Consider the following 15,837-nt stretch of genomic DNA (forward strand, 5'->3'; position numbering starts at 1 on the left):
TTTCTCTGGTTCTTCAGAATTTAATTATTATCTAATTTAATACTAAATCCTTTTGCAAATCTAAAGGCATTCGTGGCCTATAAAATAAAAACTTGCTCGTTTTGTGATAGTATTACAAAGTTTCAACAACCTGATTCTGATATATGTATGTGGCTGTTAAAAGCTTTCCCTACTTAAATTTCGTAGATCTCCGAATCTGTAAAAGCGAAAAATATACTTTTCCCGGGAAGGTTTTTAGTATCCAAGCCGGTAAACTCGCTAAAAGCGGGCAGTAATAACTGATTCTCACTAAGCACAAAACAGGGAAGCCTGATACTTTTCACCGCAGAATTCAATACGATTCCCGGATGAATATGTCCCGTAATCTGAAATCCCGGTCTTGTGCTTTCAAAATCATGGATGAATGTGAATCCGTCAATCTCCAGTAAAGCAGCTTTAAAATCCAAGCAAAGTTTTTTCTCGAGTGATGCTGAAATCCGGTCATGATTTCCCTCGATCAGATAAAACTGCAGGTCAGGATACTGGCTTCTCCAGGTACAAAATTCATCCACGTCAGAGTTATCACCTGCATGGAGCAGGTCACCGACTACAATAAACCTGTCAGGCTGAAAATATTCGATCAGGGCGGAGAGCCTTTCCAGATCACTTTTCATGATATGGTTGGCCAGCGCAATTCCGTTTTTACGAAAATGGGCAGTCTTTCCGACATGGAGATCAGAGAGGATCAGTGCTTTTTCTTTTACCCAGAATGCTGCACGCTGGTTGGTCAGGATGAAAGTCTGGTCCCAGATAGGAATGCTTTTCGTTGCTATAAACACCTTTTACAATTATAAATTATGAATACATTTTGCAAATAATCAATTTTCCCTTCTGCTGACATGGAAGTTTTCATCAAAAATATAGGTCAGGGGAAATCCGGTAGCGATTTCCCTTTCCAGAATTTCTTCCGGAGACAGATGTTCCAGATACATGATAAGCGCACGGAGACTGTTTCCATGAGCAACGATCAATACATTTTTTTCCTGTTTGAGAAGCGGCACGATTTTGCTTTCGAAATAAGGAACTACCCGGTTGTAAGTATCTTTAAGGCTTTCACCGCCAGGTATGAACCTGCTCATCACCGTATTTCTGTGCCGTTTCAGCTTTATTGAGCCCTTCAAGATTACCATAGGAACGTTCATTCAGTGCCTTATCCATAATAACCGGTATCTGGGTATTTCCTGTTTCCTCCAGAATAATGGTAAGGGTATGCTGTGCCCGGATCAATGCGGAAGTAAATGCAATATCTATTCTTTCTTTTTTTAAAGCGATCCCCGCTTTTTTTGCTTCTTCAATTCCTTCTTCTGTAATATCGATATCATGCCAGCCTGTAAATCTGTTTTCCAGATTCCAGAGTGACTGTCCGTGACGGACTAAGAATAATTTTGTCATTGCGTAATTTTATTTTGGTCTTCAGAGAAGATACTCTAAGGTACGGCGATTATTAAACTTTTCAAAGGGTTTTAACATGAAAAAAGACAGGAATTTCAGGTTGAAAATTCGGATCAAAAGTAAGGTCTGCCAGCCCTTTATTACTCACTGTCTGTCATTTATACCTGACAGTTTCAGCATTCTTTTGATCCTTGCATCCAGTCCTTCACTGGAAAGGGTCTGTCTCAGGCTGTCTACCTTTATCGGGAAGCTTAGCGGGGTAAAGGAGCGTGAGTGTTTCAGGATAACTTCAGATTTTTCAATTCTTTTAAATGCTTCTACAAGCCGCTGTTCCTGAAGCTGCATATTGAAGACTTCCGTATAGGCCTGCCTGACAAGAAAATGATTGGAATCGTAATCTTCCAGTACTTTAAAGATAAGTCCGGCAGAGCTCTGCAAAGATTTATTGGATCGCTGCTTACCCGCGTAATTTTGAATCACCATGCCTGAGATCACGGCGATATCACGGAATTTCCTCCTTGCCATTTCTGCGGAATTGATGCTTGCAATCACGTCCTGCATCAGATGATCCCTGGTTAAGATCTGCTGCAAATTTTCTTCATTCAGGGGAATTTCCTTATCACTGAACAATTCAAATCCATAATCATTCATCGCCATGGAAAAGGAAATGGGAGCCAGCTTTGAGATACGATAAGCGATCAAAGCAGCCATTACTTCATGTACCAGCCGTCCTTCAAAAGGATACATGAATAAATGATACCCCTCACGGTTTCTGATCATTTCAACCAGAAATTCGTTCTCTTTAGGAATATGGGATCTTTCTTCCTGATTAGCCAGCAGGGGATGGAGAAATTTCAGTTCTTTTTCTGATGCTTTCGGACTTAAGGCATGTGAAAGCTTTTCTCTGAGAAAATGTCCTAAGTCTGAACTTAAAGGCAATCTTCCTCCCAGATAACTTGGTACCAGCGCTTTACCTTTTGCAGCTCTTACATACACCGTCATATCTTTGATCATAGCGACTTCCAGGGTACGTCCTGCCAGAATAAATTTTTCTTCTTTTTTCAGCTTTGAAATAAAATATTCTTCAATCATTCCAATGTAGCCTCCGGAGATAAATTTTACTTTCAGCATGGCATCACTGACAATCACTCCCATATTCATCCGGTGAAGCATGGCGATCTTTCGTGAAGTGACTTTATACAAACCATCTTCCATAATGACGATCTTATGAAATTCTTCATAGTTTTTTAAAACACTGCCGCCAATGGTCAGAAATTCAAGGATGCTTTTCCATTCTTCCTCCATAATTTCCTGAAAAGCATATGTTTTTTTAATTCGTTCATATACTTCTTCGGGGTAAAAACCGTCACCAACAGCAAGCGTCATCAGAAACTGAACCAATACATCAAAACACAGAACCTGGGGCTCTCTGGGCTCCACAACTTTCTGTTTTACAGCTTCCTTTAACGCTGAAACCTCGATCAGTTCCAGGGAATGGGTGGGAACACAATAAATTCTGGAAGTCTCAAAAGGGGAGTGTCCGCTTCGTCCTGCCCGCTGAAGAAATCTGGCAACCCCTTTTGCCGAGCCGATCTGAATAACGGTATCAACAGGCTTAAAATCAATACCCAGATCCAATGAAGAGGTGGAAACAACCGCTTTTAATTTTCCCGAGCTTAAATTTTCTTCAATCCAGATCCTTAGATGGGCATCAATAGAGCTGTGGTGAATGGCAATCTGTCCGGCAAAATCGGGATAAGCATCCAGTAAGAGCTGATACCACATTTCGCTCTGACTTCTTGTATTGGTAAAAACGATGGTAGATTTTGAGCTGAGAATGATCGGGACTACTTTATCCGCCAGTTTGTTTCCAAGATGTCCTGCCCAGGGCAGTATTTCAATTTCATCAGGAAAGACAGGAATGATATCTATTTTCTTATGTTCTTTGGCTGTGATCTTTGTCTTTTTTATATCATAAGGAATAAGCACTTCCATAGCTTCATCCAGGTTTCCGATCGTAGCTGTGATTCCCCAGATCTTCATTTTCGGTACATATTTTCTAAGCTGTGAGATTCCCAATTCTACCATGATCCCACGTTTTGAACCCAGTAATTCGTGCCATTCATCCACCACCACACACTTCATATCACGAAAAAAAGTTTCATGATTTTTCTGAGCCAGAAGAAGATGGAGACTTTCAGGAGTGACCACAAGAATTTCAGGCATTTTTTTGATCTGTTGCTGCCTCACTTTTGGATCAGTATCTCCATTTCTTACGCCTACCCCCCAATCCAGTCCAATTTCATCAATGGCCTCCTGCATGGCTTTGGCAATATCTTTGGACAATGAGCGGAGAGGGGTGATCCAGATCATTTTCAGCCCTTTTTTATATCGTTCCGGATGATTAAGGAAATCTGAAATCAAGGCCAGAAATACAGAGAAGGTCTTCCCAAATCCTGTAGGAGCTACCACCATTCCGCTATAGCCGGTTCCGAACCTTCGCCATGTATCGGTCTGGAATTTAAAAGGAGACATGCCTTTATCCGTCATCCATTGCTGAATGATCTTAAATCCATCGGTATGTTCAAAGGCAGCCAAATTATTGTATCAGTTTTTTAATTTCTTCTAAATCATCAATCTCATTCACGGTCTTATCTTTCCTCCATCTTACAATCCTTGGAAAGCGTAGTGCCACGCCACTTTTATGACGGTTGCTGAAACCTATTCCTTCAAATGCAATTTCAAAAACAAGTTCCGCCTTTACAGTCCGGACCGGACCGAACTTTTCAATAGCATTTTTAGTCACAAATCTGCTCACTTCCATGATCTCTTTATCTGTCAGCCCTGAATATGCTTTTGCGATCGTTACCAGACTGTCACCATTTTTCACGGCAAAAGTATAATCGGTATAATAAGCGCTTCGTCTGCCGCTTCCTTTTTGGGCATAGATCAGCACCGCATCAATAGTGAAAGGGTTTATCTTCCACTTCCACCAGTCACCTTTTTTTCTACCGGAATGATAGGGAGAATTTCTTTGTTTCAGCATCAGTCCTTCACTGTTTACCGCTCTTGAATTTTCCCTGACGAGGTTCAGCTCTTCCCATTGTTCAAAATCTATACTTTTGGAAAGTGTAATATTTTCAGGACCTTCATTGAGCAATAATTCTTCCAGCATGGCTCTTCTTGCTGACATCGGCTTTTCTCTAAGGTCATTATTTTCAAGCTCCAGAAGATCATAGGCAAAGACCTGCACAGGAATTTCAGAAAGCATTTTTTTAGTTAAAGTTTTCCTGTTTAGTCTTTTCTGTAATTCATTAAAATTTAGTGCTTTATGATCTTTCACCGCAAGTATTTCTCCATCTATAACAAAGTTGCCTTTCATGGCTTTTACCGTTTCTGTAATTTCCGGAAATTGCTCTGTAACGAGCTCTTCTCCTCTTGACCATATGAAAACTTCATCATTCCTGCGAATGATCTGTCCCCGGATTCCGTCCCATTTATATTCTACCAGCCATTCATCAGGATTTCCCAGCTCTTCCGGCTCTTTTTCCAAAGGATAGGCCAGGCAGAAAGGATATGGTTTTGAATTATCCGGATTAATGTTCTCCGCAGAAATTAATTCCTGAAAGGAGACTTCGTCAGGCAGCCATTTTCCCATCAGGCTGTGCATCAGCGTACTGGATTCCTGTCCTGAGAATTTTGTCAGAGCATTGATCAGCGTTTTATCAGAAACCCCGATCCGGAAGCTTCCGCCAATTAATTTATTGAAGATCAGCCGTTCCGTATAATCCAGGCCATTCCATGAATGTAATACAAAGTCTTTTTTTTCTGACTCTGCTTTATCTTTTAAATCAACAATGTCATTCATCCATTGTGATAAACTGCGTTCAATCTTTTGCTGTGGAGGGGGAAGGATCAAGGAGAGTGTTTCCCCAAGGTCTCCCACGGAAGAATAGCTTTCCTGGAACAGCCATAAAGGAAGTCCTGTAATTTCCAGGGCCCATTCTTTCATATAATTGGTATTGACATTTCTTTTGGGGCGTTTTCCCGTAAACAAAGCAATAAACCAGACTTTATCCTCATCCGGGGCACGTTCCAGATAATCAATAATGGCATCGATTTTAGCATTGGTCTTATTGGTAGTTTCCAGGGCATTGATCAGTTCTGCAAAATGTCTCATAGTTCCGGATTTTCGATGGTTTCTTTTTCTGATTCTTCCTCATCTTCACCAAACAGCGTTTCCACAACATCCGCCCGAACTCCGATTTCATTAAGGTATTTTGAAAATACTTCAGTCTGTCCATGGGTAACATGTACAATTTCTGCTTCTGTTGCTTTTACGGTCTGCAGCAATCCTTTCCAGTCCGCATGGTCACTCATGGCAAATCCTGCATCTGCACTTCTCCAACGTCTGGCACCACGAACCTGCATCCATCCCGAACAGATCGCTGTTGCGGCGTCGGGAATTTTTTTGATGATATTACTATCCAGTAAGGCAGGTGGTACGATCACTATTTCATGTTCCATTTCTTTTGGCCGTTCCCGGAAATCAGCAACCGTATATTCGGGAAGATCAATTCCTACCGTTTCGAAAGCCTCATTCAGCTTTCCGATGGAATAATGCACGTATATTTTGCCCAATCCTTCAACCGCTTTCATAATACGCTGAGCTTTGCCTAACGAATATCCGATAAATACGGAAGTTTTGCTGTTTTCCTGATTTTTCAGCACCCAATTTTGAAGCTTTTTATTAAGGTCCTGAACTTCAAGCCAATTGTAGATTGGGAGCCCAAAAGTACTCTCTGTCACAAATTCATGGCATCTCACCAGTTCAAAAGGCGTACTCAGGCCGTCATACTGAACTTTATAGTCGCCTGAAATGACGGTTATATATCCTTTATATTCCAATCTTATCTGTGCAGAACCGATGATATGCCCGGCAGGATGGAGTGAAACCTGAACTCCGTTGATATTGATCTTTTCGCCATATTCTACGCTATGACATTCTATGTCCGCTCCAATTCTCTGATGCAGAATAGGTTTTGTGAAATGATGGCAAAGGTATTTCTTCATTCCCCATCGGGCATGATCGGCATGTCCATGGGTAATGAGCGCCATATCGACAGGTCTCCACGGGTCTATGTAGAATTTTCCCTGCGGACAGTAAATCCCTTTTTTTGTAAATGTGATTAATTTCAATGGTGTGACTGGTTTACAGAATAAGCTTCAAAAACTTAACCAAATTATAACAAACTGCTGATTTTATTTCAATTCCGGATAAGGAATTTGTCGGTGTGGTACGATTTGCATTGCAGTTGATCCCCAAAAGATTTGGCAGACAGCGCTGATTTCAGATTGAAAGTATATTTACTGATTAAAGAAATATTGTATTCTATTGGATTTAGGCAATTGAGCTTTACAGCAATATAATTTTGAACTTTACAGCAACACACGGCAGCTTTAAATCTTTGAAATTTGTATCAACATTAAAAAGAAATACAATGAGTAAAACAATTTTAATTACAGGTGCAGCAAGTGGATTCGGAAAGATCGCCGCTTTTGATCTTGCTAAAAAAGGGCATACAGTCATTGCCACTACACAGGTTTACCCTCAAATGAGTGATTTAATACGGGAATCAAAAGAGCAGGGCGTTGCTCTTACAGTTGATAAGCTGGATGTGACCAACCCAAGGGATATTTCATATATTTTAAAGAAATATGATATTGATATCTTAATAAGCAACGCAGGAATCATGGAAGGCGGGCCTATTGCCGAACAGCCTGTTGATATTATCCGTTCGATGTTTGAAGTCAATGTTTTTGGAGCATTGGAACTGGCACAGGGATTTATTAGGAAATTTGTTGAAAAGAAAGCGGGTAAGATCGTATTCACATCGTCTATGGGAGGTTTGTGGACGGTACCTTATGTAGCGGCCTACTGCGCATCTAAACATGCTTTGGAATCTATTGCAGAAGGACTGAAAACAGAACTTGCTCCGTTTAATATCAAGATTGCAACCTGCAATCCGGGAGTATTCGGAACAGGATTTAATGACAGGGGAGTGGATTCTATTTTCCACTGGTATGATCCGAAAGTCAATTTCACACCGGAGTCTGCTTTTGATGGTGCTGCAGAGTCTCTTGCTCATCAGCTTGATCCGCAATCTATGGCAGAAGTTATTGTAGATGTAGCGCTGGATGACAACAGTAATTTCAGAAATGTGCATCCTAAAGAAACGGAAAGTTTTGTCAAACAGCTTCAGGCAGATGCATGGACCGCAAAAAGTTAATCGTATGGAAATCAATTATAAATCAGCGGAAAAAATACTTGATGCAGCCAAAGAAAAGGCTCTGTCGCTTAATCTTCCTGTAAGCATTGCTGTAGTAGACAGAGGAGGATATCTGATCGCTTTTGCAAGACTAGACAGTGTGTATGGTGTGATTGATTTCGCTATCAGGAAGGCTAGAACTGCCGTAATGTTTGGAGTTGATAGTGAGATTATAGGAAATATCATTTCCGGAGCCGGCATTCATAGCTACGGGATGCTCAATTCCAATGAGGGGCTTCTAACTATTGCAGGAGGTGTTGTGATCAGGAATGCAGATGGAGAAATAATCGGGGCTATAGGTTCATCCGGAGGTACTCCTGAACAGGATAAAGAAATTGCAGCTGCAGGAGCGTCTGCTCTTGTGTAATTTTCAGATATTTGTGCTATGGAAAAAACTTCTGAGATCATATTTGATAAACTGGTTTATTCATGTGCATTTGAGTCATACAAAGGCCATGAGGAGTTTATTCCTGACCATTTTTTAGGATTTCAGCTGTCAGGGGAGACCCATGCTTTTCATGAACAGGGCAAAACCGTCATTAAGGAAAATACAGTAGTTCTGGTCAGAAAAAATCAGCTGATCAGAACGATGAAATATCCTTCAAAAAATGAAAGATACCAGTTTCTTTCCATCACATTAGATAATGAGACCCTCAGGCAGTATGCTGCCGAAAATAAAATTGGTGCTGACGGACCTTTTCCTGATGACCGGCGGTTATTTTTTGAGCCTGATGATTTTTTTAAAAGCTATTTCACCTCACTCATTCCGTACGTCTATCAAACGAAAGAGGTTCCTCCCAGACTGGCAGCTTTAAAAGTAAAAGAAGCTATAGAACTTCTGCTTCAAAGTAATCCAGATCTTAAAAATCTTTTGTTTGATTTTTCTGAACCTCATAAGATCGACCTGAAAGAGTTTATGAATAAAAACTTTATGTTTAATGTACCCATAGAATCTTTTGCAAGGCTTACAGGGCGAAGCCTTTCTGGTTTTAAAAGAGATTTTGATAAGGTATTTCACATGAGTCCCAAACAATGGCTGAAAGAAAGACGATTAAAGGAGGCGTATTATTTAATTAAAAACAAGGGAAAAAAACCATCGGATATCTATCTTGACCTTGGTTTTGAGAATTTATCCCATTTTTATTTTTCTTTCAGGAAAAAGTTTGGAATCACTACATCGGAAGTATGATAAAGGAACTTTAAGAAAGTAACGATACAGGTAAATATTGAAAAATACTAATGTACAGATGCTTATCCGTTTTTGTATTGCCTTCAATTTAAACCATGGGAAAATGTAATTCAGTAAGCACTTTTTATTTTTTTGCCACGAATTCACGAATAAAAATAAATTCGTGAATTTGTGGCAATTATAACTTTTCCGCCAGTTAAAGAGATTATAAATATTCTATACAAAGATTTGCGTAATCTTAATGCTGGTGAATATGGGAAAGCAGAACATCAAACATCATACAAATATTTCATCAAAAGTAAGGCTTTCAATGCTATTGTTCAAAATCGTAGAAATTAATCCCGACTTCCTCATCTTTAACTTTTACCACCCTTGTATTTAACGGATAGAAGATAAATTCCGCAGCACCCTGAACAGAAGCTTCCAAAAGATGTCCTGCCAAAGCAGTATAGTCTTCCCTTCCCAAAGTAATGTGCAGATGAAGCATTGTTTTTCCTTCTACTTCAGAAATGTTGCCGGAAATATTGGTTACCTCCATCTGTTCTTTAAAGGTCTTGTCTACATATTTTTTGGTAGATGGATTAAAGAATCGAAGCGTAGCCTCATTGACAGCACCTATTCCTGTAACTTCTCCTGCCTGAATATGTTCATTCTGAACAAAATCCGTTAATGTTTCTACGATATTGGAATGATTTTTAACGCTTACAATATAAATATGATCAGCTTTTCTTGCTGTCCAATTGTTCCCTTTAAGGTTTTGTATTTCCATAATGATGATGATGATTTATATTAGTCTCTTGAGGATCTTTGTAAAAAATCTGCTCAATCTGCAAAATCCGCGAGAGGATTATATATCACTGCAATAATTATGCTTATCAGAATGGATCAGTAAAAAATTAATGTTACGCGCTGAAATTTCTATTGGGATAGGTTTAAAAAACAATAAAAATTACTGAAATTTGCAGTAAAATAAAAAATCAATGAAGATCGTAGATCTGGAACAATGGAACAGAAGGGAGCATTTTGAATTTTTTTCTATTATGGCAAGTCCGTATTTTGGCTTCACAACGGAAGTAGACTGCACGAAAGCCTACGATACGGCGAAAAACAACGGATATTCTTTCTTTGCCTATTACTATCATAAATCAATGGTAGCGATCAATACCATTGATGAGCTAAAGCTGAGAATCCTTGACGGAAAGGTCGTTCAGTTTGATACCGTTCATGCTGGAAGCACTATTGGCAGGCCGGACGGAACTTTTGGGTTTTCGTTTACGCATTTTTCGGAAGATTTTGAGGTATTCAATGCGGAACTTCAGAAAGAAATAAAAGAAGTGCATGAATCTTCAGGGCTTCGATTGAGTAATGAAAGACTGGGAAAAGACCATGTGAGACATACGACCATTCCGTGGAATTCTTTTAGTGCTATCCTGCATCCTACGGATTTTAATACCGGAGAGTCTGTTCCAAAGATCGCTTTTGGAAAATTCAATATCCGTAACGGCAGAAAGTATCTCCCTGTTTCCATTGAGGCGCATCATGGTCTGGCAGACGGAATTCACCTTGCCAGATATCTGGAGGAATTTCAAAGACAGCTTGATCTGGAATGAGTCTGAGAATCTAAAAGGCAGAGCGCGCTTATGAATCATTTTGACACAAGGGTAAAAGTCAGTTTCTAACTTCTCCCGGATCTACTTTACGGGAAACCGTAAGGAATATTGAGCCGTATTCAATAAATTTGGTCAATATATTACTATATTAGGGAATTGAACTGATATCAGTAAACTAATCAACCAATACCTCAATTTTATGAAGATGACCAATTTTGAAAATCCGGATTTACAGCTTCTTACCTATATTCCGGCACATGAATGTGATATTTCTGATGTTGCTTAAATTAAAGAGAACCTTTTCAGAAATTTCTATAATGATAATTCCAGAAATCATGATGCCGAACGATAACTTTTCACTGCATACCAACGATTCTATTATTGATGTTTCAGGAAATACGGATACTCCGATTGACTTTGGAAATGACCTTTCTGTTTCCGATAACAAGCCGGTAAATCATCCTGACAGTTCTTATCAATATGATATAGGGAAAATAGGAAAAAAATACAGCAGAAAACTCAATCTGAATGATGATCAGGCTAAGATGCTGGATAAAATGTTTTTTTCCGGCAATGTTTTTAATGAGATCGAATACTGTAGAATTCAGATTTTAAAACAGTTTTTAAGAGCTGTTGAATTTCTTTATCAAAACTGTGTTCCGGTCAACAGGTCTTATCCCACGGTTATTGATGAACTCTCGGAGATCATTGTATGTCTCCGGTACAATTATAAAAAGGAAAGTCTGAATTACAGCTATACCTATGATTCCGTACAAACAGAAATTTTTAATCATATTCTGAAATTATGCGAAAATAATGTTCGTGAAGTCTATGGGGTCAAAAGAAAGATCGGTACTGACTTTAACTATAATGAGCCGGATATTCTTCATCTGTACAATAAAAAAATAGTTTCTCAACTGGAGATCTTTCTGACAGGAAATCAACACCAAATCCTGGATGCCGATTACAAAACAAATATTATCCTCAATGAGAATAATACCAACCGCTGGAAGACAAAGTTTGATCTGATCAAAGAAGATTATTCCAATCCTTCAGCCTTTGAAAGGGAAATCTTCAGACTTACGGAGATCAATGTAAAAAATCCGTCCGTTGATGCTATATTCTTTGAAGCTTCAAAGTTTGTGGCAGAATATGATAAAAACTGCGCATTACGGCTTTACATCCGTTATTTAGAGAGAAACCTGAATTCGCCGAAGTTTGACCACAGGCAGTTGAATAAAAATATTCAGAAGAACTTGTTTTCCACAAAAGAACAGCTCACGGATTTTGAAAGCATCGTGAATGATTTTCTTGCTGACAGAAACCTTGAAACTGCTATTGAAAAGGTTGATCAACTGTATCACACCAAAAGAAAAAGGATCACTATTGACCAGGAAGCTATTAAAAATATTCAGGCACAACATTCTGAAACGGCTGATATTTTAGGACAGATTCTTAATAGTGATGATCAGGAAGGGGAAATGCCCGTAAGAACGGCAGAAACTTTCACTACTCAGGAATTAACGATTACAATAGCCCATCAGATGCCGGAATCCCAGGTTCCAAAGTATCTGAATGAACTGAATTTAACGGATATCCAAAAGGAAATTCTTGATCTGTTTGAAAAGCAAAGCTTCAATATACTGCAGTGCGAACTTGGAGATTTTATTAAAACAAAAGGCCTGTTCATAGGTTCTACAATAGATTCCATTAATGAATGCTGCTTTGAGATTCTTGATGATGTTCTTATTGAGGAGGAAGATGAATATTTTATTATTAACACAAATTATTACAAAAAACTTTTAAACAATGATTGACAATATTAAACCCAAAGAAGCGACTTCCATTATCAACTCTCTGGTAAGCGGCGTAGTGCCGAAAATAGGGGTACAGCATATTACGGTAGGAAGATCTGAAGAAATCAATGCCTTGATAGGTTCGTTGGAAGATGTAAAAAACGGGCTCAGCCTTGTCAAATTCTGGATCGGGGATTTCGGAAGCGGAAAGTCCTTTATGCTTCATGTATTAAATACAGTAGCTTTAAAGCAAAAGTTTGTAGTAGCCAATGCCGATTTTACTCCGGACAACAGGCTTTATGCCAATGACGGGAAAAGTGTGATCCTGTATTCTGCCATTATGGATAATATTGCCATTCAGACTAAACCTGAAGGCGGTGCTTTGCAGGCCTTACTTGAAAAATGGATTGAGCAGGTGATTGCAAAAACGGCAGAAGAAAATCATATTTCATTGATAGAGATAAGAAATGCTCAATATCTGAGTATGATTCAGAATTCCATTATGAAAACGGTGAATGAAATCACAGAAGTAGGTGGCTTCGATTTTGGTTCTGCCATTGTTAAATATTATGAAGGTTATATCAACGGAGATGAGCTTTTACGCAGAAATGCACTGAAATGGCTTAAAGGCGAATATTCAACCAAAACGGAAGCCAGGCAGGACCTTGGAATAAGAGAGATCATCAACGACTCCAACTATTATGATATGCTTAAAAACTTCTGCAAACTTTTTGTAAGCATGGGCTACAGTGGTTTTATGATTAATCTTGATGAAGCCGTTAATCTCTATAAAATATCAATTACGGCATCCCGTGAGAAAAATTATGAAAAAATATTATCCATTTACAATGATTGCTTCCAGGGAAAAGTTTCTAATCTGTTCATCAATTTTGCAGGAACAAAAGATTTTCTGGAAAATGAAAGAAGAGGACTTTTCAGCTATCAGGCTTTAAAATCAAGACTGGAAACCAATAAATTTGAAACACCGGAGCTGCGTGATTTTGCCCAGCCTGTCATCAAGCTGATGCCTCTGAACCACAACGAAATTTTTGTTTTGCTGAAAAAGCTGAAGCTTATTTTTGATTTCCATTACAAAACAGAATCAGACATTACAGATGAAGAGATCTCCGTTTTTATGGAAGAAATGTTCAATAAACCTGGAGCTTCAGAATTTCTTACCCCAAGAGAAGTGATCAGGGATTTCCTGAATATTCTCAATATCATCAGACAAAATCCTGAGGTAGATAAAAGAAGGCTCTTTGGAGAGATTGAAATTTCAGATGAAAGACCGAATGATCTTATTCTGGACAGTATTGAGGAAATATGACAGTATACAACCTTCTTTCCGAGCCTATCAGAAAATATATCCGGGATAAAAAATGGGAAAGCCTGAGACCTATTCAGGAAGCAGCCATACAAAGAATCATATCAACCGGTAATAATTATATTTTAATATCAAGAACGGCTTCAGGCAAAACTGAAGCCGCTTTTCTCCCTATCTTATCAAAAGTCAATTTTAAGGAGCCCGGAGTAAAGGTTCTTTATATTTCTCCGTTAATCGCTTTGATCAATGACCAGTTCTTAAGGGTAGAAGCTCTGTGTGAATACCTTGACGTTCCTGTTACCAAATGGCATGGAGAAGCTTCCAAAGGTGCCAAAGACAAACTGATTAAAGTTCCGGAAGGAATCGTTCTCATTACTCCGGAATCTTTAGAGGCCATGTTTGCGAATAAGCCTTATCATATACAGCATCTGTTTGCTAACCTGGAGTATATTGTCATTGATGAAATTCATTCATTTTTAGGGTCTGACCGGGGTACTCATTTACAATCTTTATTAAACCGGCTTCAAAGGGTAAATAGTAAAAGAATCCGTATAGTGGGACTTTCCGCAACTGTAAGTGATGCGAACCAATATATTGAGCTCAAGGATTTTCTTGGAAACCCCGAACAGACAAAGATCATCAGGGATACCACCCCCAAACCGATCAATGCTGTTTTCAAATACTTTAAAAGCAGCACCAATGAACTTCCGGGAGATCTGTTGGAAGATCTTTATGAACAAACGAAAAACAGTAAAGTGCTGGTTTTCCCGAATTTCAGAGGAAGGGTAGAAGAAATTGCTGTAAAGCTGAAGAAAGAATCTGAAAGAAACAACGGCCATAAAAATTATTTTTCCCATCATTCATCAGTTGATAAGGAAGTAAGAGAAGCTATTGAAAGGTTTGCAAAAGAAGACCGGACCAACCAAAAGTTTTGTATTGCCTGTACCTCTACATTAGAATTAGGAATCGATATTGGTCATGTGGATGAAGTAGTACAAATTGATTCTACCAACAGCATTGCTTCTTTAATTCAGCGGGTGGGGCGGAGTGGAAGAAGAGAGGGAAGAACCAGCAATCTGTCTTTATATGCCACGGATAAATGGAGCTTACTACAGTCAGTGGCTTGCTGGATGCTCTATAAAGAACAGTATATAGAACCCATTTCTATGGTTGAAAAGCCTTATGATATTCTTGCTCATCAGCTCCTTTCAATAATTAAAGGGACTTCCGGTATAACAGTAAGTAATATTTTAAAAGAAATTCAGCTAAACCATACCTTTAAAAATATTAAATCTGAAGAAGTTGAAGAAATCATTATATATCTTATTGAAAATGAAATTATTGAGAAGTTGGGTAATGAACTTATTATCGGAATAGAAGGGGAAAAGATCGTTAACACTAAAGATTTCTATAGTGTTTTTACAACAGAAACATTTTTAAAAGTCTCTCATAACGGGAGTAAGATCGGTGAGCTGCCATTATCTTTTCAGCTTAAGGAAAATGAGAATATCTTTCTTGCGGCAAGAACCTGGAAAATAATTGCTGTTGACTTTAGATCAAAAAAAGTAGAAGTAATCCCTGCAAAAGATGGGAAAAAGCCTTTGTTCTTTGGAGCAGGAGGAGATACCGCTCATAAAATCAGAGAGGAAATGCTCAAAATTTTAATGATTGAAGACAAGCCTGAATCTGTCAATAAAAATGGAGAAGATGCAATACATGCTTTCCGTAAAGATTTTTCAGTATTCAATATCAAAGACCCTGTAAATGAGCGGCCACTATTACATAGCAATGATGATCTCATCCTGTATTCTTTTACAAGTTCCAGGATCAACAGAACGATTAAGTTTCTTTTAGATATCAGGGACATAAAATGCCAGTATTTTGAATTCAACAGCTCATTTCATATCAGAATCAACGGAAATGTTGAAGACTCCAAAAAAATGGGGCAGGAAATTTTCAAATTCAATGTCGAAAAATCAGAAATTGACACTGCTTTGGCTAGAGAATTAGAAAAGAATCCTGAGATTTTATGTTTTTCAAAATGGGGGAAATACCTGCCGGTTTCATATCAGGTAAAACTCTTAAAAGGGAAATACTTCGACTTTGAAGGATGTTTTGATTATCTGCACAATTTAAAAATCATAGATAATTAATCATT

General features: G+C 38.6%; 12 protein-coding genes and 1 pseudogene. 7 read left to right on the forward strand and 6 right to left on the reverse strand.

All coding sequences use genetic code 11. The annotated features are described in order from the left end of the window. Nucleotides 1-173 precede the first annotated feature (173 nt). The 5 genes and pseudogenes from pdeM to AC4IF5_RS07150 all read right to left on the reverse strand — a co-directional run bounded on the left by pdeM (nucleotide 174) and on the right by AC4IF5_RS07150 (nucleotide 6,630). Entirely contained in the window at nucleotides 174-818 is a 645-nt protein-coding gene (gene pdeM, locus AC4IF5_RS07130) for a ligase-associated DNA damage response endonuclease PdeM (RefSeq protein ID WP_490733028.1), read from the reverse strand. 39 nt (nucleotides 819-857) lie between these two features. Further along, nucleotides 858-1,431 (reverse strand): annotated as a pseudogene (locus tag AC4IF5_RS07135) (2,3-bisphosphoglycerate-dependent phosphoglycerate mutase). 144 nt (nucleotides 1,432-1,575) lie between these two features. Further along, the gene (locus AC4IF5_RS07140) at nucleotides 1,576-4,029 is read right to left on the reverse strand and encodes a ligase-associated DNA damage response DEXH box helicase (protein ID WP_490733030.1); all 2,454 of its coding nucleotides are present in this window, start codon (nucleotides 4,027-4,029) and stop codon (nucleotides 1,576-1,578) included. A gap of 1 nt (nucleotide 4,030) precedes the next feature. Next, on the reverse strand, nucleotides 4,031-5,611 hold the full coding sequence (locus tag AC4IF5_RS07145) for an ATP-dependent DNA ligase (RefSeq protein WP_490733032.1): 1,581 nt from the start codon (nucleotides 5,609-5,611) through the stop codon (nucleotides 4,031-4,033). Next, nucleotides 5,608-6,630 (reverse strand): ligase-associated DNA damage response exonuclease, encoded by a 1,023-nt coding sequence (locus tag AC4IF5_RS07150; protein ID WP_490733034.1) that lies wholly within the window; start codon nucleotides 6,628-6,630, stop codon nucleotides 5,608-5,610. The genes AC4IF5_RS07145 and AC4IF5_RS07150 overlap by 4 nt, the downstream gene beginning before the upstream one ends. A 302-nt stretch (nucleotides 6,631-6,932) precedes the next feature. Between AC4IF5_RS07150 and AC4IF5_RS07155 the strand changes: the two genes are divergently transcribed. Genes AC4IF5_RS07155 through AC4IF5_RS07165 form a run of 3 tightly spaced genes read left to right on the forward strand, consistent with a single transcriptional unit; the run spans nucleotide 6,933 to nucleotide 8,949 of the window. Then, nucleotides 6,933-7,721, forward strand: a complete 789-nt coding sequence (locus AC4IF5_RS07155; protein WP_490733036.1) for an SDR family oxidoreductase — start codon at nucleotides 6,933-6,935, stop codon at nucleotides 7,719-7,721. 4 nt (nucleotides 7,722-7,725) lie between these two features. Next, nucleotides 7,726-8,127 carry a GlcG/HbpS family heme-binding protein gene (locus AC4IF5_RS07160; RefSeq protein WP_490733038.1) on the forward strand — a complete coding sequence of 134 codons (402 nt, stop codon included), beginning with the start codon at nucleotides 7,726-7,728 and terminating at the stop codon, nucleotides 8,125-8,127. 18 nt (nucleotides 8,128-8,145) lie between these two features. Beyond that, on the forward strand, nucleotides 8,146-8,949 hold the full coding sequence (locus AC4IF5_RS07165) for a helix-turn-helix domain-containing protein (protein WP_490733039.1): 804 nt from the start codon (nucleotides 8,146-8,148) through the stop codon (nucleotides 8,947-8,949). A 313-nt stretch (nucleotides 8,950-9,262) separates the two neighbouring features. Here AC4IF5_RS07165 and AC4IF5_RS07170 read toward each other — a convergent pair whose 3' ends face one another. Then, a complete protein-coding gene (locus AC4IF5_RS07170; RefSeq protein ID WP_490733041.1) occupies nucleotides 9,263-9,718 on the reverse strand; it encodes a PPC domain-containing DNA-binding protein in 456 nt (151 codons plus the stop codon). Between the two features lie 211 nt (nucleotides 9,719-9,929). Between AC4IF5_RS07170 and AC4IF5_RS07175 the strand changes: the two genes are divergently transcribed. From AC4IF5_RS07175 to AC4IF5_RS07190, 4 genes are all read left to right on the forward strand, one after another. Continuing rightward, the gene (locus AC4IF5_RS07175) at nucleotides 9,930-10,559 is read left to right on the forward strand and encodes a CatA-like O-acetyltransferase (protein WP_490733043.1); all 630 of its coding nucleotides are present in this window, start codon (nucleotides 9,930-9,932) and stop codon (nucleotides 10,557-10,559) included. Between the two features lie 317 nt (nucleotides 10,560-10,876). Next, on the forward strand, nucleotides 10,877-12,376 hold the full coding sequence (locus tag AC4IF5_RS07180; RefSeq protein WP_490733045.1) for a tellurite resistance TerB C-terminal domain-containing protein: 1,500 nt from the start codon (nucleotides 10,877-10,879) through the stop codon (nucleotides 12,374-12,376). Further along, nucleotides 12,369-13,682: an ATP-binding protein gene (locus tag AC4IF5_RS07185; RefSeq protein WP_490733047.1), complete on the forward strand. Its 1,314-nt coding sequence runs from the start codon at nucleotides 12,369-12,371 to the stop codon at nucleotides 13,680-13,682. Before AC4IF5_RS07180 ends, AC4IF5_RS07185 begins: the two co-directional genes overlap by 8 nt. Then, the gene (locus tag AC4IF5_RS07190) at nucleotides 13,679-15,832 is read left to right on the forward strand and encodes a DEAD/DEAH box helicase (protein WP_490733049.1); all 2,154 of its coding nucleotides are present in this window, start codon (nucleotides 13,679-13,681) and stop codon (nucleotides 15,830-15,832) included. The genes AC4IF5_RS07185 and AC4IF5_RS07190 overlap by 4 nt, the downstream gene beginning before the upstream one ends. Nucleotides 15,833-15,837 lie beyond the last annotated feature (5 nt).

The sequence above is a fragment of the Chryseobacterium sp. UF-290 genome (assembly GCF_058245615.1).